This window comes from Psychrobacillus sp. FSL K6-2836 (assembly GCF_038003085.1).
Taxonomy (GTDB): Bacteria; Bacillota; Bacilli; order Bacillales_A; family Planococcaceae; genus Psychrobacillus.
The window spans coordinates 293850-315658 of sequence record NZ_JBBOOM010000001.1; the positions used below are offsets into that span (position 1 = coordinate 293850).

Below are 21809 nucleotides of genomic sequence, written 5' to 3' on the forward strand. Positions count from 1 at the left end.
ATACCCAGTTTCTACAAAATAAAACTCCATTTACTGAAGCATAAAATGTAAAAATTTCACAAATATCTTCTATACAATTTGTGTTAAAGTATTAAATAACTTATGAGGCAAGACAAAGGAGAGACTTCCGATGAAAAAAGCCGAAAGAAGTTTTTGGTCCTCCCATAAATATTTTTCGTTCATTAAATTCGCATTTAAAGGAGTTTCTCAAGTTCTTCTTATTGATAATGCGATTTCTGGATTCCTTATTATTTTGGGAATTACTATTTATTCACCTATTTTAGGTTTGATAGCCTTTTTTTCATCCCTAATTGGTACTTTGACTGCTTACTATTTAGTTAGCAAAAAGGAAGATTTACACAATGGCTTACATGGTTTCAACCCAACTTTAACCGGAACTGCAACAATGTTTCTTTTAGAAGGTCCCTATACTTGGCTTATAGCATTAATTGCAGCTTTAGTTTCTTCAATTGTCTTCTTTGCGCTAAATTGGTATATAAAAAAGAAAAGATTGCCTGTGTTAACTATGCCCTTTATCCTAGTTATTTGGCTTATACAGCTTGCAGGAAACTATTTAAATATTCTCCATTTAAATCCAGAATTTATTGCGGAGTCACGTACGATTTACTCTTTTCACCAGCAAGATTTGCCTAACTTTGTATTAGTATTAATAAAGGGGATTAGTGAAGTTTTTCTCATTGATTCACTTTGGACTGGTTTTCTAATCTTAATGGCACTTTTTGGGGCAGGTTGGAGGTATGGAGTATATGCGGTTATAGGTACATTTGTCTCATTGCTAACTGCATATCTTCTAGGAATAAATACAGAGTTGATAGAATTGGGTCTTTTCAACTTTAATGCTATCCTTGCTATTATTTCAGTTGGACTTACTTTTGATAGTGAGGAAAGAAAATTTCCTTTCTTTGGTATTGTAGCGGCGATGACTTCGGTCGTTATCACTGTTATGGTGAATATGTTATTCTCCCCCCTTGGACTTTCCTCGCTTACCTTGCCCTTCATCTTAACGACATGGATATTATTAAGTGTACGAGATACTTTTTTAAAATAGCACGATGAAAAACTATTGGAAAAGTGGGATTTAGCGCTCTTCGACAAAAAGAACGTTACACCCTCCCCGATAGTAAGTAGAATAGTATTGTTAATACATGGACTTCGTATACTATTCCGTTCTTTTAGTATTGAAAAGAGTGGAGAAATTGTATAAGCGAGGTATGTCCTTTATACAAAAAGATATTAGTTGTAATAATCTCCATATGAAAATACATGTAAATAATGTTCTGAGTATGATATGGTAAATTATCTATAACTAAAGATTAGAAGGTGAACACCATGCTAGAAGTAAGTGAAAGTAAATTAACACAGTATGTCGTACATCATGTAAGTGATTCGCTTGTATTGGGTGATGGGGTATTCTCCCAGCCTGAGACAATGCTGGAAGCAGCTTTTACCCAATTAGCTTTTAACAAAATAGATTTGGAGCAGCAATACGAGTTTTTTCACGAAACAGATATTGGATTAAACGAAGTATATACATATGTAAATGCAATTTTTGATCAGGAAAGCACCTTTCTTGAACAATCCAAACATATTGCCACTCATTTAAAAAGTGTATCCCAGCATCCAAATATTAAAAATGGAGAATTATTTATAGGATTATTCGATAACTGCGTATGGAATACTGAAGTAAAAAAGGTAATAGCCATTGTAAAAATCGATGAAAAAGAGATGTTTTTAGATGTGAAAAACGAGCAAAACAAAATGATTGTCCATGGTATCGACGGTATTAATGTAAAAAAGATCAATAATATGGCTGTAATCATGGACATGGGACCAGACGTAGCTCCTGCTGTCTTCATGAAAACGAAAAAGAAAGAAGATGTTGTTTATTGGCAAGAGCGTTTTTTAAAGCTTAAAGTAGCAGATGAACATTATCATAAAACAAATTTAGCATTAACAGAGTGTAAGAAATATATTATTAAAGAAGAGAACTACTCGAATACGGAGAAATTGGGTTATTTAAACAAAACACTCGATTACTTTAGAAATGAAGAAGAATTTCAAGTAGATAACTATATTGATACAGTCTTTGAAAAAACTGATTCGGTCCAAAAAGATATTATTGTCAATTCAGTAAAGCCATATGAAACCATCATATCTGAGAGTGCTATAGCAAAGGCAGAAAAAACATATAAACGTAAAATTAAACTAGATTCCAATATTGAGATTCAGGTGAATGTACGTGATATTGAACAAGTCGATAAGCTGATTGAAGTTGGCTTTGATGAAGCTACAAATCGAAAATTTTATAAAATCTATTTCCAAGAAGAAGTATAATCATTAAAACTCACCCAAATCTAATGAACATAAGAAAAACCAGACAAAAGACATGCCCGGCGTTAAGGTCAAAACCTTTTTCGATCGTTTTCGAAGTGCTTTGGACAGGCGTTTTGCTTTTTTGAGTGGCTGGTCGTGACTGATGTCACGACCAGCCACTATTTTTTTCGGTAATTTTATTTATGGCTTTTGTTTTGCCTGTCCGTCGCCCTCCTACAACGCATAGAAGCAGGCGTTTTTGGATAACTAGAGAAAAGCTACTAACTATTCCTATAGCTGATAACAGTCTATGTGCGGGCCTCGAAGATGCAATTTCGCCTCGCTATTTCGCTTCTTCATGGATTACTTTTTAATCATATGTTCTTTTCTCAAACGCTCTTTATCGTCCAAGTTAAATCTCCCTGGCTCCCAACTGGGAAGAATGCCATAACCACCAATAATATCTCCATGCTCTTCGAATAGTATTGCTTCTAGGGGTTTGCCTTCCACATCTTTCTCCCTCAGCTCATAAAAGTATTCTGTCACTTCTCCACCAATATATTCTTCTAAAAAGGTAATACCACTCGCTTCATAATTACTTAGCATTTCATCCGGAATCTCCAATTGATATGTTTCAACTTCTAAAAGCTCTTTTATTTCCCACCCTTTGTTAGATAGATATAGTTCGTGCTGTTCATCGAGGCTTTCCTGACTACAACCAGAATTCAACATTAGCCCTACTAACATTGCATATACCTTCATCTTCATAACATCCCCCCCTTCTGATAAAATTTATTTGTTAGTACTATGTATTCTACAAAAAAGACATTAACCCCTCTTCTAAACTCATCTAGTTACTGAAAAATACACTCCCTAAGTTAAGATTTGGCTTATGTAAGAAACAATAAAAAACAAATAAAAGCCTACCCATGAAGTCAGTTTTCACTCACGTCATAAGCAGGCATATTTTGTTTCCTATTACATAACTGTAGCTTCAGGTTCGTAATGCATGATTTGATCGATGGAATTATCTTGGTTCATAATCGCAACTGTTGGTTTATGTGATTGTGCTTCTTCATTCATTATATATGCATACGACAGAATGATTACTACATCTCCACGTTGAACCAGGCGTGCTGCCGCACCATTTACACAAATGACTCCACTTCCACGTTTTCCGGAGATGATATATGTTTCAAAACGTGCACCGTTATTATTGTTCACGATATGCACTTTTTCGTTTGGTAACATACCAACAGCATCTAGTATATTTTGATCGATTGTAATACTTCCTACATAATTCAAATCTGCTTCCGTCACTACTGCACGGTGAATTTTTCCATTTAACATCATTCGTAACATCTGTTACACATCCTTCTTCTCAAATAATCGAATTAATTTATATAAACATATTTGTTAGTAAAATCCAATCATCGTTTATTTCTAATATAGGCGGAGGCTTTTCGCTCCAATCAAGTTAAAATATTATCTATTAAACGAGCTTTCTCGAAAAATACTGCTGTCGCAAATAAAACTGCCTTTGTTTCATTAGTTACAGGCTGCAACGATGGATAGGATAGCGCCTCTAAATAATCAATTTTACCAGACGTATTACTTTCAATATGCTCTTTCCCTTTAGTAATTGCCTCTGATAAATCATTTGTTTGTTCCCATGTTATTTTGGCTAACTGCAATGCTTTGTACAAATGAACTGCCTCTACACGCTCTTGTTCACTTAGAAATACATTACGGGAGCTTTTAGCAAGTCCGTCTGTTTCTCTTACTGTCGGAACCCGGACTATTTGTACTGGAAAGTTATATGCATTCACAAACGTCTCAATAATCGCTAGTTGCTGCGCATCCTTTTGTCCAAAATACGCATTCGTTGGTTGAATGAGATGAAATAATTTAGTAATAACCTTAAGTACTCCGTCAAAATGACCTGGTCTGCTTTCTCCACACAGCTTTGTGGAAAGCTCTCCTACTTGAATCGTAATACCACTTTCAAATGGATACATTTCTTCAGCGGATGGTATGAATAATACGTCCACTCCTGCATCCGTAGCTAACTGTGTATCTCTTTCAATATCTCTTGGATATCGATCTAGGTCTTCATTTGGTCCAAATTGAGCAGGATTTACGAAAATACTTGCCACGACTATGTCATTATCGGCTCTTGCCTTATTTAATAGTGCCTGGTGTCCTTCGTGTAAATAACCCATCGTTGGGACGAAACCAATCGTTTTAGTATTATTTATCGCTATAATTTGCTTTAGCTCATTTACCGTTTGTACTGTTTTCATGATTGCCTCCATATAGTGCGGAAAGTTGTTCTTCCTTCATCGTAAAGGAATGCTCTAATGTAGGAAAAGTACCATCCTTTACTTCCTCTACATATTGCTTGATACCTTTTAAAATTGGTTCTCCAACATTCGCAAATTCCTTCACAAATTTAGGAATATGATGCGCACCATATTTGACCATATCATGGAAAACTAACACTTGCCCGTCAGCTGTAGCACCTGCTCCAATACCAATAGTTGGGATTGTCAGAGTCTTAGAAATGGTTTCTGTCAGCTGGTGTGGAATACATTCTAAAACGACCGCACAAGCCCCAGCATTCTCACATAATTTTGCATCCTCTATTAGCTTTTCTGCTGCTGCTGCAGTTTTACCCTGTACTTTGTATCCACCTAATACGCCCGCTGACTGGGGTAACAAACCTAGATGAGCAACAACTGGAATTCCTGCAAACGTCAATTTTTCTATGACTGGTAGTACATCATCAGCGCCTTCTAATTTCACTGCTTGCGCACCTGTTTGCTGCATAAGTTGAATCGCATTTATAAGTGTTTGATCTAATGAACCGTGAAACGTTCCAAAAGGCATATCCACTACTAGGAAAGTATCCTTTGCACCACGTCTAACGGCTTTTCCATGATGGATCATATCATCTATCGTAACGAAAACAGTAGAATCATAGCCTAGCACTACCATTCCTAGTGAATCCCCAACAAGTATCATATCCATCTCTGCCTCTTCTGCAAATTTGGCAGTTGGAAAATCATAGGCTGTCATCATCGTAATTTTCTCATTGTTTTTTTTCATACTAATAAAGTTACTCGTCGTTTTCATACTATTATCCCTCCATTTGTTGTGAAGAGAAAACCATATAAAAACCCTTCTATTCCAATTTGGACAGAAGGGCAGAAAAATTATGTTCATAGGTTTTCTCCGTCCCTGTCATGTAGATCAAGGCAGACTATTTAGTTAAAGAAAATTTTCAAAAGGTGCAGTTCGAATGGGATACTGCCCAACACATACAGAATAACAAAAAAATTGAAATCCGTCCAAATTATTTTCTTCCTAGCAAATGAATATCTGCAGAATAGATACCACGAATTTCACCACTATCTAGTTTAAGTTCTAAAACACCATCATTCGTAATACCTAAAGCAACACCTTCAAGGGTTTCACGCAACGTTGTGGCACGTATGCGTTTCCCAATTGTACAATTATTACTTTCCCAAAGAATTTTAATCGGTTGGAAGCCTTTTTCTACATATAAATCTCCATACTTTTCAAGATAGAAAAGTATTTTAGCTACTAATAATGAACGATCTACCTCTTCACCGTTTTCCATTTTCAATGATGTGGCAATCGTCTGAATGGATTCGTCAAATGCACTCAGTTCCTGATTTACATTGACTCCAATTCCTATAATGATTGAATGGATTATATCCATATCAGCCTGTAGCTCGGTTAGAATACCCGTCACTTTTTTTCCGTTTATAAGAATATCATTCGGCCATTTTATCTCAGGAGCAAGATTTGTCACCTCTTGAATCGCCTGCGTAATAGCTACAGCAGAAACAAGTGTGAATTGAGCAGCATTTTGCGGACTAATTGCTGGTCGAATAATGACACTCATCCATATTCCTTTGTTTGCGGTAGAGTTCCAGCTTCGTTCTAGTCTTCCTCTTCCCGCAGTTTGTTCCTCAGAAATTATAACTGTCCCATGAGGGGCGTCAGCGCGAGCTTTATCAGCCGCAATAATTTGTGTGGATTCGCAAGTTGTATAATAATCCATATTTCTGCCTAATTGTTTCGTAGTCAGCTTAGGAATGATTTGCTCTGGAGTAACTAAATCAGGAATAGACTGTAACACATAGCCTTTCTTTTTGATGGCTTCAATTACATAGCCATCCTCCTCGATACTTTTCAAATGCTTCCAGATCATCGTGCGCGAAATATGCAATTCATCCGCGAGCTTTTGACCAGAGACAGGTTCCCCTTTGGCATTTATGAGCTGAGTTAGAATTTTTTCTTTAATGGAGATATTCATGAGAAAACCATTCCTTTATTTCTTGTCTGTCATTCTTTATTTGGCTATTCACAATCATGCCAGTTAATATATCTAATACTTCTTTTATCCACGGACCTCTTTTTTCGTTTGCCCATTGCATAATGTCATTTCCATTCACAACAATCTCTTTTTTGGAGGCAATTGGAATAGTACGTTTTCGTAGTAAAAATTCCTCAAGCGGATGCGTTATTTCATTAGTGAGAATGGATTTTCCATAATGGTAGGCTACCGTTAAAACTTCCTCACTAAAATGGAACAATTCATTGGTTGTCCAAGTACCTTTTACTAAACTATGAACTGCTTGATACACATTTTTTACATGTCTTTTTTCATCATTAGAGCATTTATAATGACTTAATAGTTGGTTAGTATCCTCTTCACTTTGCAGGAGAACAAAGAATGCCCATCCATTTGCTTTAATATTAAAACTAGAGAAGTTTTCCCAACTTTCTAGACTCCTTTCCCAGTCTCCAGGGAAAATGCTTGATAAACCACTATCTACAAAAAGTTGCATTCCTTTAAATGGAAAATCACTTAGCCATATTTTCTCTAACTCAACTTTCACTCGTTCAATGGAAATATGTCTAATAAGTGCATGCAACGCCTGAATTGCTTCCAAGGTATGTATCTCAAGGGAAAAATTTAACTGTGCAGAGAATCGAACGGCTCTTAACATCCGCAATGCATCCTCTGAAAATCTTAACTGGGGATTTCCAACAGCTTGAATAATTCCATCTTCTATAGCTTGTCTTCCTCCAAAGTAATCGACCAGCTTATCCTCTTTTGTTAAAGCCATCGCATTTATCGTAAAGTCTCTTCTTTGCAGATCCTCTTTTAAAGTACGGACAAACGAAACCCCATCTGGTCTTCTAAAATCTGAGTATGTCGATTCCGACCGATACGTAGTTACTTCGATAGGCTCGTCCAATACAACTAATACAGTTCCATGCTCAATACCAACATCAATCGTATGGGTAAATATCTTTTTGACCTCTTCTGGGGTTGCATTCGTGGTAATATCCACATCATTAACAGGAGCGTTACGTATAAAGTCTCGGACAGCCCCTCCAACTACAAATGCTTCGAAACCTGCTTGTTCCAGTTCATCAATTATATTATAAGCTGCTGGCCACCGATTTTTCATAACGCTATTTTTTCGCCACTCTTTCATACATTGCTTCGTATTGCTCCACAATACTTTTTGAACTAAAGCGATCTTGAATAATCTCTTGGGATCGATCTACTATTTGTTTATGTAAAGTCGGGTTTTGCAAAATTTTCATACCATATTCTGCTACCTTTTCACAATCTCCTAATTCAACGATATATCCATTTTCTCCATTTATAATAACCTCAGGAATCCCACCAACATTCGTCCCAATACAAGGTACTCCACAGGCCATAGCTTCTAATAGCACTAAACCAAATGACTCTTTTTCAGAAAGCAATAACATAAGATCTGCAATTGCATAAAGCTCTGATAGACTTTCCTGTTTCCCTAAAAACAATACATCATTTTCGATCGAGGTACCTTTAATTGACTTCATAATTGGATGTTTTTCAGGACCATCCCCTACCAATAGCAGTTTAGAAGGAACGTCCTTATGAATAAGTTTAAAGCTTTCCACTATATCTGGTACATGCTTCACTTTTCTAAAGTTAGAAACATGAATAACTACTTTTTCATGCGGTTTTATGCCTAATAATTCTTTTAAGTTACCTGGATCTTTTTTAGTGTATTCTCGTTCATCAATAAAATTATATATCGTCTCAATATCTTTATTCGGGGCTATTAAGTCCATTGTTTCTTGGGCAAGTGAATTAGATACCGCAGTAACTACATCCGATTTTTCTATTCCATATTTTATTGCACCTTTTAGCGAAGAATCATAGCCTAATACTGTTATATCTGTTCCATGTAATGTTGTAACAATGCCAACATCTGAACCAGCCATATCTTTAGCGAGAATAGCACAAACTGCATGAGGAATAGCATAATGGACATGTAACACATCTAATTCCTGGTCTACAATTACTTCCGCCATTTTATTGGCTAATGCAATGTCGTATGGTGCATATTGAAAAACCGAGTAACTATTCACTTCTACTTGGTGAAATGTTATGGTTGGATATATTTTATTTAATCGGAAAGGGATTCCTGATGTGATGAAATGTATTTCATGCCCTTTTGCTGCAAGCATCTTCCCTAATTCTGTCGCAATTACCCCTGATCCTCCAACTGTTGGATAGCAAGTAATTCCTATTTTCAATTTACGCATTTAATCACTTCCTTAACGTGAACGTCTCTCTTCCAATAAACGCCAATCTAAAAACCCTTGTTCGATACCCTTTAACAAAATTTCCGCGGTTCCCATATTTGTTGCTAGCGGAATCTGATATACATCACAAAGTCGAATGAGCGCAGTTACATCTGGTTCATGAGGCTGAGCTGTTAGTGGATCTCGGAAAAATATGACCATATCCATTTCGTTATTGGCAATTGCCGATCCTATTTGTTGATCACCACCTAGTGGTCCTGATTTATATCTAAATACACTTAAGCCAACTTCATCAATAATTCTAGTTCCCGTTGTTCCGGTAGCATATAAGTCATGCTCTTCTAAAATTGTTTTAAAAGCAGTTACAAACTGTATTAAATCTTCTTTTTTTTGGTCATGCGCTACTAATGCAATTCTCATTTTTTACCTCCTATAAAATAATATCTTCTAAACCGTATATCAGTATATTACGTTTCATGACTTCTTCGATCGACAATACGATTCCAGACATAAAGGATGCTCGGTCAAAAGAATCATGACGTAGCGTAAGCAATTGTCCTTCTCCCCCCAGTAATACCTGCTGATGTGCAACTAAACCAGGTAATCGGACACTATGTATATGCATGCCATCCAAATTTGCTCCTCTTGCTCCTTGAATTGTTTCTTCCTCATTCGGATGACCTTGTTCCATCGAGGTACGTGTTTGCTGAATCATTTGAGCCGTCTTAATAGCCGTTCCCGAAGGTGCATCTACTTTTTGATCATGATGCATCTCGATAATCTCCACATTTGGTAAATATTTTGCAGCTGTTTGTGCAAACTTCATCATAAGGACTGCACCAATTGAAAAATTAGGAGCTATTATGCATCCTACCTGTCTTTCTTCTACTTTGTTACGTAATGTATCTAATTGTAAATCAGTGAAGCCTGTTGTACCAATAACTGGCCTTACTCCATACTCTAGGGCAGTCATCGCATGCTCAAAAACTGCTGAAGGTACAGTCAAGTCAACTAATACATCCGGTTGTGTTTGTTCAATTAATAAATTTAAAGAAGTGAAGATGGGAATATTATCTACTGCGCACTCCATATCTTGCTTAGAATCCAAAACCGCTACTAATAAAAAATTCTTGTTTTTAATTACTGTCGCTACTGCTTCTTTTCCCATTTTACCTCTTGGGCCAGCTACCGCTACTTTAATCATTTTTTTAGTCCTCCTTGATCGTCCATCTATCTTTGTCTCTTGTATTGTATTTATTTAAGACTTGCTCTAGAGACTGTTGCAGATCTACACCTTCCGCATTTGCCATGCATAGCAGTACGAAAAAGAAATCTCCCATTTCATCTGCAATTTCTTTTTCGACTTCTGTATGCTTCTTTTTCTTTGTCCCATATTTATGCTGTACCTCTCTAGATAGCTCTCCTAATTCTTCAGTAAGTCTCGCTAATAGTTCCATTGGTGGGAAATAACCTTCTTTAAATTGATTTATGTACGTATCCACTTCTATTTGTAAATCTGACAAAGTTTTTTTATCTTTCATTATTTATCCCTCCCTTTGTGTATATCCTAATAAAAATATAAGCTAGTTGTCAAAAGCATCAAAATAATCGATAATAACTTAAGTATGAACTAATAAGCGAGGTGGAACAATGGGACTTGGACTTAAATTTAAAAATATTATGATGATTATTTTTGGAGCAGCCATTTATAGTTTTGGCTTTGTTCATTTTAATATGCAAAATGAGCTTGGAGAAGGCGGATTTTCTGGTATTACCCTAGTTTTATATTTTGCTTTCAATTGGGATGTCGCCTTGATGAACCTTTTATTAAATATACCAATGTTTATCTTAGGGTGGAAGCTGTTGGGTAGGAAAATGTTTGCCTATACATTAATCGGTACCATTTCAGTATCTGTATTTTTAAAAGTATTTGATATTTATGAATTTCAACTAGGGTTAGAGGATGACCTATTTCTAGTTTCCCTTTTTGCTGGTGTTTTCGTAGGTTTAGGTTTAGGAATTATTTTCAAATACGGAGGAACAACTGGAGGGGTTGATATTATTGCCCGTCTTGTATTTAAATACAAGGGTTGGAGCATGGGTAAAACTATGTTTATCTTCGATGCATTTGTCATATTATTGTCATGGGCAACATTCTTAAATGAGCGTTCTATGATGTATACCCTAGTTGCGGTATATGTTGGAGCTAGGGTTATCGATTTTGTACAAGAAGGTGCTTATTCTGCTAGAGGTGCATTCATCATATCTGAAAAGCAAAGTGAAATTGCAGATCTAATTACAGATAAATTATCTCGTGGCGTCACAATTTTTAATGGCCGTGGTCACTTCACAAAAAATGATAGAGATGTTCTTTATTGTGTAGTAGCTAAAAATCAAATTACTTCCTTAAAAAATGTTATAACTTCTATCGATCCACATGCTTTTGTTTCAATAACAGAAGTTCACGATGTCATGGGTGAAGGCTTTACATTAGATGATGAGAAGAAACCGATTGAATAAGTTTGAGGGGATTGTTCAAGTACTTTACTTGGTCAGTCCTTTTTATATTGTGTATACTACTACAATTAAAAGGTAGGTAGGTAGTTATTTAATAATACTATGAGTTGAGATCTTACTTCCTACCTTTAACTTGTGTTGTAATTCTTTTACTTGCGGTCATTAAGTACTTATTTGCTTTCTCATTTGAGTTACTTTCGGTTTTACTCCATTTACTTGCTCTACTGATTGAGTTACTTGTGAAAAGGGTAATTTTTCCATTAAAGTTATCATAAGTTTCACTACGATAAATAGAATAACAAATAAGAAAAACCAGGCAAAAACGTCCGCTCCTTTAAGTTCAAACCCTGTATCAATTCTTTTCGAAGTTCTTTAGACAGAAGTTTTGCTATATGATTACCTAGTGAATTTTTTAGTGATATTGGTTGTGACGTCCGTCACAACCAATATCACTTTTTTAGGTAATCTTATGGCAACTCCGTCGGGTTGAGTGAGATAAATGAGCCATCACATCGAGGCGTGAGCGACGGTGATGACTTATCTCTCTCCACGCGGAATGCTCCACGTGAAACGGATATCAGTAGTATTATTGGATAGACCTATTCATCAAACTACTTGGAGAATCATTATTAGGTAGTTATCCACATGTCATAGAATTAATAATTTCCTAATTCATATAAAAATGGAGGGCAACGACTATTGTCATCACCCTCCATTCATTTAACTTTGCTTAATCGTTCCGAGTCATTCCAGTATAGATTAATACTAAGCGTAATAACTCTAGAACTGCCACCGCTGCAGCAGCAACATAGGTTAACGCGGCTGCACTTAATACCTTTTTCGCATGAGGTTCTTCTTCATTGCGAATAATGCCGTGAGACACCATTTGGTCCATCGCTCGACTAGAAGCGTTAAATTCCACAGGTAGCGTAACAATTTGGAATACAACTCCAGCAGCTAGCAGCACAATCCCTATTAAAAGTAGATTAGAGAAGCTAGCAAGCATTCCTATCATGATGAATATCCAAGAAGCATTAGAAGAAATATTAGCAACTGGAACAAGTTTGTGACGTAAATTTAAGAACGAATATGATTCTTTGTGTTGAATAGCATGACCAACCTCATGTGCTGCAATCGCAGATCCTGCAACAGAAGCTTCATGAAAATTATGAGAGGACAATGCCACTATTTTTGTCATTGGATTGTAGTGATCACTTAAAAACCCTCTGCTTTCAACAACTTGGACATCCGTTAAACCATTTGCATCTAAAATTGTTCTTGCTACTTGAGCACCTGTCATTCCAGAAGTAGAACGAACTTTTGAATACTTTTTATATGTTCTTTTAACCTTCATTTGTGCATACAAAGGCAATAATAGAATTATCGCAAAATACACGAGATAAGAAACCAAGTTTCTTTTCCCCCTCTCTATTCTATACTCCTTATTTTAATAGGAATAATATAGACATTCAACTAATAAGCTTTGACCTTTTTTGATAAATGAACGTAGCTAAGATAATACATGCAATCGATAGCCAAAATGTAAAATAACCGATCTGATCGGCGTATTTATACAAGCTTCTATATGTTGGCATTTGATCAAATACATAATCTATCACATCATTATGTAATGTCCAAACAGCAGCAATAAAAATATGTATCCATGTAAAGCGATAATAAGGAATGTATAAGATAGCTTGGATCGCCATTGCAAAATGCGATGCTACAAGCATCCACCCCATCCAACCGAGATAATCATTTTCTACGTATGTCCAAACATTCATCACTACTGCCCATAATCCATATTTTACAAGTGTGATTAATGCTAGAGCTTCGATTAACTTCCAATTTTTCTTTAACAGCCATGCCAACAAAGCAATTGTGAAAAACAAACTTGCTGTAGGACTGTCGGGTACGAATAGAAGAAACTTAGACTCTGTTTGGGATAACTGCCCTTTATACCAATAGTAACCATATATGGTACCGATTAGGTTTACTATGAATAATAGCCACATAAATGTTTTGTTAAAGAGAACCATTTTTATATACAGTAGCAATGTTTTCATTTATTTGGACTCCTTTTTGATATGAAAAAAAGAGAGCCAGTTTCCTGACTCTCTTCACTTGTTAATATTATTCTGCTGGTTGAAGTGTTGTGATAAACTCAGCAAGTTTTTGTAGCTCTTCTTCAGTACCTGTGTAAGTTCCACCAGGCATACCGCCTCTACCTTCATGAGCAATTTCAACGATCTCCTCAGCAGTCATGTCTACGCCTACTAATGGTAGACCTATACCACCCTCGAAGGAGTTACCGTGACACCCAATACAGGATGAAGCTTGGTAAAGCTGATAGCCTTCTGAAGTTTCATCAAATTCAACTGAAACTTCTTCTTTAATTTCACCATAAGCTTTTGCAGCTTCCCAATCATGGTTTACAACAGATTCCCAAGTTAAGAAAATGATTGAAGCAAGTGCTAACATCATAAATCCTGTCGGTAATGGACGTTTCCATGGACTTCTTTCTTTACTTGTATCTAAAAACGGTACTAATAATAGCGCTCCGAAAGCCAATCCTGGCATAACAATTGCTCCAATAACATTGTATGGTCCTGAAGCAAATTCATATTTTAATAATTGGTATAAAAATAAGAAATACCAGTCTGGTACTGGAATATAACCTGTGTCAGCTGGATCAGCTGGGCGTTCAAGTGGTGATGGATGTGCAACAGTTAATACCAAATAACCAACTAAGAAAACCGCACCGACTAACCATTCTTTTAGTAAAAAGTCAGGCCAGAAAGCTTCTGTTTTGCCTGGATACTCAGAATAGTCTTTTGGAGTGTTTTTCTTACGGTTAGAAAGATCTGGTACACGTGAGTCTCCAACGAATTTCATGCCTTTTCCGCGATGCATAGTGTCCCCTCCTTATAACAATAATCTGTTCCATTTACCCATTAAAGTGGTCCAGAAATACCTTGACGACGAATCATGATAAAGTGAGCTGCAAGTAATCCAAATAAAGCAGCTGGCAAGAAGAACACATGAATCGCAAAGAATCTTGTTAATGTTTGCGCACCGATGATAGTTTCATCACCAGCTAAAAGTGTTTTTATCATTCCACCTATAAATGGAACTGATGCTGCAATTTCAATACCTACTTTTGTTGCGAACAATGCTTTCATGTCCCAAGGAAGTAAGTAACCTGTAAATCCTAAACCTAACATAACAGCGAAGATTAATACTCCGACCATCCAGTTTAGTTCACGAGGTTTTTTATAAGAACCAGTAAAGAATACACGTAATGTATGTAAGAACATCATAACAATTACTAGCGATGCTCCCCAGTGATGCATCCCACGCACGATTTCACCGAATGCTACTTCATTTTGAAGATAGTAAACAGATTCCCAAGCATTTTCAATGTCTGGTACGTAATACATAGTTAAGAACATACCCGATAAGATTTGAATTACTGTGATGAAAAATGTTAATCCTCCGAAACAGTATACAAATGCTGAAAAATGATGTGCAGGGTTTACGTGTTCTGGTACTTCGTGGTCTGCGATATCACGCCATATAGGTGTAATATCTAGACGTTCATCCACCCAATCATAGATTTTATTAAGCACTGATGTCGTACCCCCTTACTTTTAAACTAATGTGTTAGGTATAGCTTTTCCAATTTCTAAGAAACCGTCATTTTCACGCACTTCAAATTGATCCAACGGACCTAGAGGCGGTGTTTTTGGAACATTTTTTCCGTTTTTCTCATAACGGCCAGCATGACATGGACAGAAGAATTGATTTTTGTGCGCCGGGTCAGCTTCCCAGTTTACCGTACAGCCTAAATGTTTACATACTGGAGACAATGCAATAATCTGATCTCCTTCTTTGTAAACCCATGCTGAATTTGTTACATCAGACTTGTACCATGCATCCACTTGTTCAAAAGTGAAATCTACACGTTGAGGAACCTCCGTAATATCTGCAGTTTTCATCTCAGTTATTACGAAATCTCCGCCTTCTTTTTTCTGCAATACAGGATCAACTGCAAAACGTACCATTGGCATTAGCATACCTGCTGCCATAAATCCGCCAACTCCTGTTAAGGTATAACTTAAAAATTGACGTCTTGATACTTTATTGTTACTCATCCTTTTCCCCCCTCTTACTTAAAGGTCAGTCCAATGGACATACTTGCTTGAATAATAATACTAGGACATATACATGATATATCAATAAAAAAGGAAGGTCAATAATCGATTTCCTCGAATCATGAACTTTATAGACAAATGCTGAAACAAATTGTCACTAATTCGCCCATTTTTTCGCAAAAATAGGAATAAGTTGTCGTAATTGATCTTCTAATACTGAGTTTTTCATTTTTTGGTCCATGGAATCTAGTGGAACAGACGGAATCCAAATAATATTTTGGTCTTCTCCCATTGTACTCCAATCTCTATCAGAAGTAACGTAAAAGATGTGCTTGAATGAGGCTTTGTTTAGTTCTTCCTGCCAAGATTCAAATACCGATTGCTTGTCCTGACTTCTTGTATAAGAGAAGGAAGGAAATAAAACAATCCTTCCTTTGAACTGATTTTCAATTACGTTAGCTAATGACAACGTGAAGTCAGCTGCAGAGGCAGCAAATTGGAAACCTTCATCAGAACCATCAATCTGTATAAGTGGGATTACTGCTGTGTCTATGAATTCTTTTTCTGCTTGATATACTTTACTATCTTTTCCGTTCCAATGCATTTGTAACCTCTCCTAAACCTCTTTATGTTGTATTTGCTTCCATAACGAAGAAAGCTCCATAAACTTTTCTTTGTTATTTTCATCAATTGCTTGATCAATCTGCTTTTTTAATTGCTCCACTTGAAATGAATACAAGCTTTCACTAACTATATCCTCAGCTATCAATTTATCCTTTTCACTAATCTGCAAATATTTTGGCATATACGGATTCTCTTCTAATACTGCCAAATACTCAGGACTAGGTGGCATCATTTGAAAGTTCAATTGAATATACATATCCTCTTCTGGATGTAATCGCAAATCATGGAAGGACTTTTCAGCATCAGCAGTCATAATACTTCCCTTGTAAAAACGAAACGGGATACCTGAAGACGTCGTAACCGACATAATCATCGCTCGAGGACAATAATGCGCCTCCTCCACAAAGTGTACGTTATTCAATAAGGTTTCATGGCTTATCAAGTAATTCAAGATCCACACGCACTCTCTTCTTTTCATCTGATACTTTTTTAAAAACCACCGAACAAATTCTTTTTTCTCACCAACTGAAACAGAAGCAGTCACGTAACCTCTCCTTCCCTCATTTATTCAAACATTTCAAACCACTCACTATTTTCCGGTTGAAGTTTTTGCAAAATCAGCACAATCTCTTTCGCCTCTGCCCTTTTCCCTTCCTCTAGAAGGAAATAAACATACTTCTCTAAAAAAGGAACATCCTCTTTATGTTCAGTATATGCAAGCTGATAAAATTCGTATGCTTTTTCATAGGATTCTAATCTTTCATAAGCAGCTGCTAAAAATGGGAACATTGCAGCCCATTCAAAATGCTCTTGCTTCAACGTTTCATAGAGTTCTACTAACTGCTCATCCTTCTCTTCTGTTGAAAATAAGGAAGACAAAATAAAAATAGCGTCCATATATTCTGGGTCAAGAGCAATCGCTTCTCTTAAAAAATTTTCTGCTTCTTTCACTTTACCCAATTTCAAAGAAATTTTACCTGCAAATAAATAATATTCTTTTTCATATTCATCACGAGCAATACCATCTGTAATTGCTTTTAGAGCATCCTCATTTTTTTCTAAGCTAGCATATGTCTCAGCAAGTAGCATGTAGCCAGAGAAGTAGTCAGGATCAATTTGAAGTAGATCCTCTAACTGTTTTGCAGCAGTTTCAAAATGTTGTACTTGGAAGGACGCATAAGCTGCATGAAATAGTACGTCTGGTGCGACTTCTTTTTTCAGTGCTTCTGTATAGTATGGAATTGCCTCTTCATAGGCTGCTCCTGCACTATAGATTTCCGCTAATTTAAGCGATAAATCTACTGCTTGTATGGACTCTTGAAAGGGAAGTAAATCCTTCATTACGCGTGCTGCTTCTAAGTATCTGCCGGTTTCAAACAATAATTCTCCTTTAGCATACATAAGTAATGGTTCTTTTGGTAATAACGTGATGGCTTCATTTATTTTTTGTTCAGCCACCTCATATAATCCAATCATTTGATAATAGTCAGCTAATGTGAGCAGGGCTTGCGGATATGTATCGCTAGTTTTTTCAATAGTCGTAAGCATTTCTAGAGCTTCATCCTCCTTATCCATTTCCAGATAAAGCTGGGCTTGATCAATCTTCAGCTGATTTTCCTCAGGAAATAAAAACTGAAGATGTTCTAAGATAGTAATAGCTTCCTGTAAAAATCCAAATTGTGTTACTAAATCTGCAAGCTGATACTGCTCATCGGGATCGCCATTCAATAAAAAATTATCAATCATTGTTCCGAGTTTCTCAATGTTTCCTTCTTCCATCGCCTGGATAAAAGGTGTCAAGTTGTCCATGTTATCACCATTCTTTCATTATACCTATATCCTACAAGAACATTTGTTTTTGAACAAGAAAAAAACCCTCTTTAAAAAGAGGGCACTTATTTTATCTCGCATTAACACAGTAAATCCCCCATTCACTTGGCCAAAGCTCCAAGTATATGGGGGTGTTCAACTAAAGATCAATAAGGAATAAAGCATCCCCCTGATTAAAGTTTCACTTTATAACACTAGAAATATCTTCAAAAAATGTCGGATACGAAACAGCGATACAACCTGCATTGTCAATTGTGACAGGCTCTGTTGTTATAAGAGAAGCCACTGCGGCCATCATACCAATACGATGATCTCCGTAAGTGAGTAAATCTCCGCCATGTAGAATCGTTGGTCCTTCAATTATCATGCCATCATCTGTGGCGGTAATATTTGCTCCCAATTTCTTTAATTCATTTACGACTGCATCAATACGATTTGTTTCTTTCACTTTTAGCTCTTCTGCATTTTTAATAATAGTTTTCCCGTTAGCCTGTGTAGCTAGTAAGGCAATGATAGGTATTTCATCAATAAGCCTGGGGATGAGTTCTCCTCCGATTTCCGTGCCAACTAATGCAGAGGACTCGATTTCAATAGTACCCATTTCTTCGTGACTGCTGTTGGATGAGTTATTAACTGTATAAGAAGCACCCATTGCTTGCAGAACATCCATAATACCTGTTCTTGTTGGATTTAAGCCTACATTCGTTAAGATTAGCTTACTATTAGGAACAATCGCTCCAGCAACTAGTAAGAATGCTGCAGAGGAAATATCACCGGGTACGACTACATGCGTTCCTTTAAGCTTTTGTCCACCCTGTAATCGTATCGTTTTATCATCTACGTCAATGTTTGCGCCGAAGTGATCTAGCATTTTCTCTGTATGATCTCTAGAAGTTTCCATTTCTTCAACTACTGTTTCTCCGTCTGCGTTTAAAGCTGCCAATAAAATGGCAGACTTTACCTGTGCACTAGCTACAGGCATTTTATACTGAATAGCTTGTAATTTAGTTCCTTCCACTGCAATTGGAGTAAACTGACCGTTTTCTCGCCCGATTAGTTTAGCACTCATTTGTTTTAACGGATCTGTAACTCTTCTCATTGGACGTTTTTGGATAGATTCGTCACCTATTAAAACCGATGAAACGGATGAACCCGCTAAAATTCCTAGCATTAAACGAGTAGTGGTCCCTGAATTCCCCGTATATAGTATTTCATCGGGTTCTATCCAGTTCATAATTCCGTTGCTGTCGATCTTTACTTTGTCACCTTCTATAGATATTTCTACACCAAGCTTTTGAAAGCAATCAATCGTACTCAAACAATCATCGCTCTGTAAAAAACCTTCGACTGTTGTAGTCCCTTCTGCAATAGCACCGAACATAATGGAACGATGCGAGACAGATTTATCACCAGGTATACTAATGGTACCTTCTAACGAAGGCTGCGCATAATCTAATTTTCTGCTAATTATCAAAGATAATCCCTCCTAAGAAATATACGTTTCAAATGCTGTGTTATTGGCAATACACTCTACAGCTTTTGCACGATCATCTGTCGATTGAAAGCTTATGACTAGTATTCCGAAAACATCCTCACGAGTTTCTACAATTCGTAAGTTTGTAATACTAATATCATCTTTTGCTAAATACCCTGTAATCTCTGAGATGACCCCAGGATAATCAGGTACGTCAACATACAGGTCGAATACGCTAAACATCGCCCCTTGTGTATTTATAGGAAGATCATCTCTTATTCTTTTAGCGGTAGTAAAATAATCTTCTATATCACTGGAATCAGCGTATGAAAGTAAGTCTTGCAATTTAATCATTTCATTCGTCCATATCTGTAATTGAGTACTAAGTTCCTTACGATTTTGAAGCGTTATATCTCTCCATACAATTGGATTGGCAGAAGCAATTCTTGTAAGGTCCCGAAACCCACCGGCCGCAAGCTGTTTCGTAAAGGGATATTGTTCGTTTTCAAAAGATAATTGATGCACAAGCGAAGCTGCGACTAAATGAGGAAAATGACTAACTACAGCGGTCATATGATCATGTTCCTCTGCCCCGACCAGTACTAACTTCGCTTTCGTTACCTGCAATAAGTCTATCAGAACTTGAATACGTTCATGGGATTCTTCCTCAAAAGGTGTGAGTAAATAATACGCATTTTCAAAGAGGATCGGTCTGGCAGCCTCCACACCACTTTTGTGGGAACCTGCCATGGGGTGACCACCTATAAATGTTATGCCCTTATCTCTTAATGAAATGGCAGCTTTCATTATTTCTTTTTTCGTACTTCCCGTATCCGTAATAATTACTTCATTCTTTAGTTGCCATTTCGGCAATTCATTCATTAATCGGATTGTTTCACTTACTGGAGTAGCAAAAACAATTATGTCAGCAAACTCAGTTCCATCTTCTATATTCTTGGCAATTTCATCAATGACACTAATTCTTTTCGCTGTTTGTAGCGTATGCGCATTGGCATCATAACCAATTATTTTCACTTCTTTATTGCGTTTTAAACCAAGAGCTAGGGAACCCCCTATTAGTCCGAGACCTATTATGAATACGGTTTGCTGCATTATAAGACGCCTTCCTCTTTTAAAACCTCATCTAGCTTTTCTAATAATTCACTATTTTGCTGCTCGGTTCCAATTGTTATACGTAGGTATCCAGGTTTTCCTAATGCATTTCCACTTCGAACGATAAATCCTCGCTTCATCAAACCTTGGAATACTAAATCACTATCGGCCTTCACTTCCATTAAGATGAAATTAGTTTGCGAAGGGTAATAATTTAGATCTCGTTCTTCGCAATATTCCACGAACCTGGCTTTCCCAGCGTTATTTTTCTCTTTACATTGTTCTATAAATGCTTGATCTTCTAATCCAATTAGCGCTACTTGCTGACTTAATATAGTATTATTAAATGGCTCGCGAGTTGGCTCTAGCATTGCTATCACTTCTTCTGATCCGACTGCATACCCAACACGGAAGCTTGCAAGTCCATATGCTTTAGAGAAAGTACGCATTATTAAAACGTTTGGATAGTTTTCTAATAATTCAATAGAATCTTTGTAGTTATTGTCTGTTATGTATTCTGTGTATGCTTCATCTAAAACGATTAAAACATCCTTAGGCACTTTTTCGATAAAATCCTTCAATTTATCGCTTGGTGTTAATGTTCCAGTTGGATTGTTTGGATTACACACCCAAATGATTGCAGTGTTTTCATCAATCGCTGCTAACATATTGTTTAAATTATGCTCTCCATTTACTGTCAGGGCAATTTCACGTACCTCTGCCCCTTCAACAATTGCATTATGCTTATATTGACCAAATGTTAAATCTGCCATAATTGTATTCAATCCAGGTCGTAAAATAGCTCTTGATACAATTAGTATATTCTCGTCAGATCCATTACCAAATAATAATTGCTTTTCAGAGACGTTTAAATGATTCGCTACAGCTGTCCTTAGATTTGACGCATATCCATCAGGATAAATTGCAAAATCTAGATTTGCATTTGAGAAGTATTCTTTTACTTTTGGTGAAGCACCATAAGGATTTTCATTGGATGCAAGTTTGGTCACTTTTTCCAAGTTAAACATTTTCTTCACTTCATCTGAAGTTTTACCAGGCTGATATGCATGCAACCCACTGATCTGTTGTTTGAATTTCATTTTAAACCCTCAATTCTA

General features: G+C 36.6%; 24 protein-coding genes. 3 read left to right on the forward strand and 21 right to left on the reverse strand.

What is annotated here, in order from left to right; genetic code table 11:
* Positions 1-130: 130 nt before the first annotated feature.
* Positions 131-1069: an urea transporter gene (locus tag MKY37_RS01480; protein WP_340773050.1), complete on the forward strand. Its 939-nt coding sequence runs from the start codon at positions 131-133 to the stop codon at positions 1067-1069.
* Between the two features lie 281 nt (positions 1070-1350).
* A complete protein-coding gene (locus tag MKY37_RS01485; RefSeq protein ID WP_340773052.1) occupies positions 1351-2355 on the forward strand; it encodes a nucleoid-associated protein in 1005 nt (334 codons plus the stop codon).
* Between the two features lie 342 nt (positions 2356-2697).
* On the opposite strand, the gene MKY37_RS01490 is transcribed toward MKY37_RS01485, so the two are convergent.
* The 10 genes from MKY37_RS01490 to MKY37_RS01535 form a co-directional block, all read right to left on the reverse strand.
* Positions 2698-3102, reverse strand: a complete 405-nt coding sequence (locus tag MKY37_RS01490) for a DUF4830 domain-containing protein (RefSeq protein WP_340773054.1) — start codon at positions 3100-3102, stop codon at positions 2698-2700.
* 210 nt (positions 3103-3312) lie between these two features.
* Positions 3313-3696 carry an aspartate 1-decarboxylase gene (panD, locus tag MKY37_RS01495; protein WP_340773056.1) on the reverse strand — a complete coding sequence of 128 codons (384 nt, stop codon included), beginning with the start codon at positions 3694-3696 and terminating at the stop codon, positions 3313-3315.
* A 110-nt stretch (positions 3697-3806) separates the two neighbouring features.
* On the reverse strand, positions 3807-4637 hold the full coding sequence (panC, locus tag MKY37_RS01500; RefSeq protein ID WP_340773058.1) for a pantoate--beta-alanine ligase: 831 nt from the start codon (positions 4635-4637) through the stop codon (positions 3807-3809).
* The gene (panB, locus tag MKY37_RS01505) at positions 4612-5469 is read right to left on the reverse strand and encodes a 3-methyl-2-oxobutanoate hydroxymethyltransferase (protein ID WP_340773061.1); all 858 of its coding nucleotides are present in this window, start codon (positions 5467-5469) and stop codon (positions 4612-4614) included. The genes panC and panB overlap by 26 nt, the downstream gene beginning before the upstream one ends.
* Positions 5470-5689: 220 nt before the next feature.
* Positions 5690-6679 carry a biotin--[acetyl-CoA-carboxylase] ligase gene (locus MKY37_RS01510; protein WP_340773064.1) on the reverse strand — a complete coding sequence of 330 codons (990 nt, stop codon included), beginning with the start codon at positions 6677-6679 and terminating at the stop codon, positions 5690-5692.
* Entirely contained in the window at positions 6663-7871 is a 1209-nt protein-coding gene (locus MKY37_RS01515) for a CCA tRNA nucleotidyltransferase (RefSeq protein WP_340773067.1), read from the reverse strand. The genes MKY37_RS01510 and MKY37_RS01515 overlap by 17 nt, the downstream gene beginning before the upstream one ends.
* Positions 7849-8979 (reverse strand): N-acetyl-alpha-D-glucosaminyl L-malate synthase BshA, encoded by a 1131-nt coding sequence (bshA, locus tag MKY37_RS01520; RefSeq protein WP_340773070.1) that lies wholly within the window; start codon positions 8977-8979, stop codon positions 7849-7851. Before bshA ends, MKY37_RS01515 begins: the two co-directional genes overlap by 23 nt.
* 12 nt (positions 8980-8991) lie before the next feature.
* A complete protein-coding gene (mgsA, locus tag MKY37_RS01525; protein ID WP_340773072.1) occupies positions 8992-9399 on the reverse strand; it encodes a methylglyoxal synthase in 408 nt (135 codons plus the stop codon).
* A 10-nt stretch (positions 9400-9409) separates the two neighbouring features.
* On the reverse strand, positions 9410-10183 hold the full coding sequence (gene dapB / locus MKY37_RS01530) for a 4-hydroxy-tetrahydrodipicolinate reductase (RefSeq protein WP_340773075.1): 774 nt from the start codon (positions 10181-10183) through the stop codon (positions 9410-9412).
* Positions 10184-10187: 4 nt separating this feature from the next.
* Positions 10188-10520: a nucleotide pyrophosphohydrolase gene (locus tag MKY37_RS01535; protein WP_340773077.1), complete on the reverse strand. Its 333-nt coding sequence runs from the start codon at positions 10518-10520 to the stop codon at positions 10188-10190.
* A 109-nt stretch (positions 10521-10629) separates the two neighbouring features.
* On the opposite strand from MKY37_RS01535, the gene MKY37_RS01540 reads away from it, so the two are divergent.
* Entirely contained in the window at positions 10630-11499 is an 870-nt protein-coding gene (locus MKY37_RS01540) for a YitT family protein (RefSeq protein WP_340773079.1), read from the forward strand.
* A gap of 727 nt (positions 11500-12226) precedes the next feature.
* On the opposite strand, the gene MKY37_RS01545 is transcribed toward MKY37_RS01540, so the two are convergent.
* From MKY37_RS01545 to hisC, 11 genes are all read right to left on the reverse strand, one after another.
* The gene (locus tag MKY37_RS01545) at positions 12227-12907 is read right to left on the reverse strand and encodes a zinc metallopeptidase (RefSeq protein ID WP_340773081.1); all 681 of its coding nucleotides are present in this window, start codon (positions 12905-12907) and stop codon (positions 12227-12229) included.
* 58 nt (positions 12908-12965) lie between these two features.
* A complete protein-coding gene (locus tag MKY37_RS01550) occupies positions 12966-13562 on the reverse strand; it encodes a DUF1405 domain-containing protein (protein ID WP_340773083.1) in 597 nt (198 codons plus the stop codon).
* 67 nt (positions 13563-13629) lie between these two features.
* Positions 13630-14409 carry a menaquinol-cytochrome c reductase cytochrome b/c subunit gene (locus MKY37_RS01555; protein WP_340773086.1) on the reverse strand — a complete coding sequence of 260 codons (780 nt, stop codon included), beginning with the start codon at positions 14407-14409 and terminating at the stop codon, positions 13630-13632.
* Between the two features lie 41 nt (positions 14410-14450).
* Positions 14451-15125 carry a menaquinol-cytochrome c reductase cytochrome b subunit gene (gene qcrB / locus MKY37_RS01560; protein WP_093060857.1) on the reverse strand — a complete coding sequence of 225 codons (675 nt, stop codon included), beginning with the start codon at positions 15123-15125 and terminating at the stop codon, positions 14451-14453.
* 21 nt (positions 15126-15146) lie between these two features.
* Positions 15147-15650 carry a QcrA and Rieske domain-containing protein gene (locus MKY37_RS01565; RefSeq protein ID WP_340773093.1) on the reverse strand — a complete coding sequence of 168 codons (504 nt, stop codon included), beginning with the start codon at positions 15648-15650 and terminating at the stop codon, positions 15147-15149.
* 157 nt (positions 15651-15807) lie between these two features.
* The gene (locus MKY37_RS01570; RefSeq protein ID WP_340773095.1) at positions 15808-16254 is read right to left on the reverse strand and encodes a YpiF family protein; all 447 of its coding nucleotides are present in this window, start codon (positions 16252-16254) and stop codon (positions 15808-15810) included.
* Positions 16255-16266: 12 nt separating this feature from the next.
* Entirely contained in the window at positions 16267-16818 is a 552-nt protein-coding gene (locus tag MKY37_RS01575) for a ReoY family proteolytic degradation factor (protein ID WP_211893945.1), read from the reverse strand.
* Positions 16819-16838: 20 nt separating this feature from the next.
* Complete coding sequence (locus tag MKY37_RS01580; RefSeq protein WP_340773100.1) at positions 16839-18083, reverse strand: tetratricopeptide repeat protein; 1245 nt, start codon at positions 18081-18083, stop codon at positions 16839-16841.
* Between the two features lie 202 nt (positions 18084-18285).
* Entirely contained in the window at positions 18286-19572 is a 1287-nt protein-coding gene (aroA, locus tag MKY37_RS01585; protein ID WP_340779817.1) for a 3-phosphoshikimate 1-carboxyvinyltransferase, read from the reverse strand.
* 18 nt (positions 19573-19590) lie between these two features.
* A complete protein-coding gene (locus tag MKY37_RS01590; RefSeq protein ID WP_340773103.1) occupies positions 19591-20691 on the reverse strand; it encodes a prephenate dehydrogenase in 1101 nt (366 codons plus the stop codon).
* The gene (gene hisC / locus MKY37_RS01595; RefSeq protein WP_340773104.1) at positions 20691-21791 is read right to left on the reverse strand and encodes a histidinol-phosphate transaminase; all 1101 of its coding nucleotides are present in this window, start codon (positions 21789-21791) and stop codon (positions 20691-20693) included. The genes MKY37_RS01590 and hisC overlap by 1 nt, the downstream gene beginning before the upstream one ends.
* Positions 21792-21809: the final 18 nt, after the last annotated feature.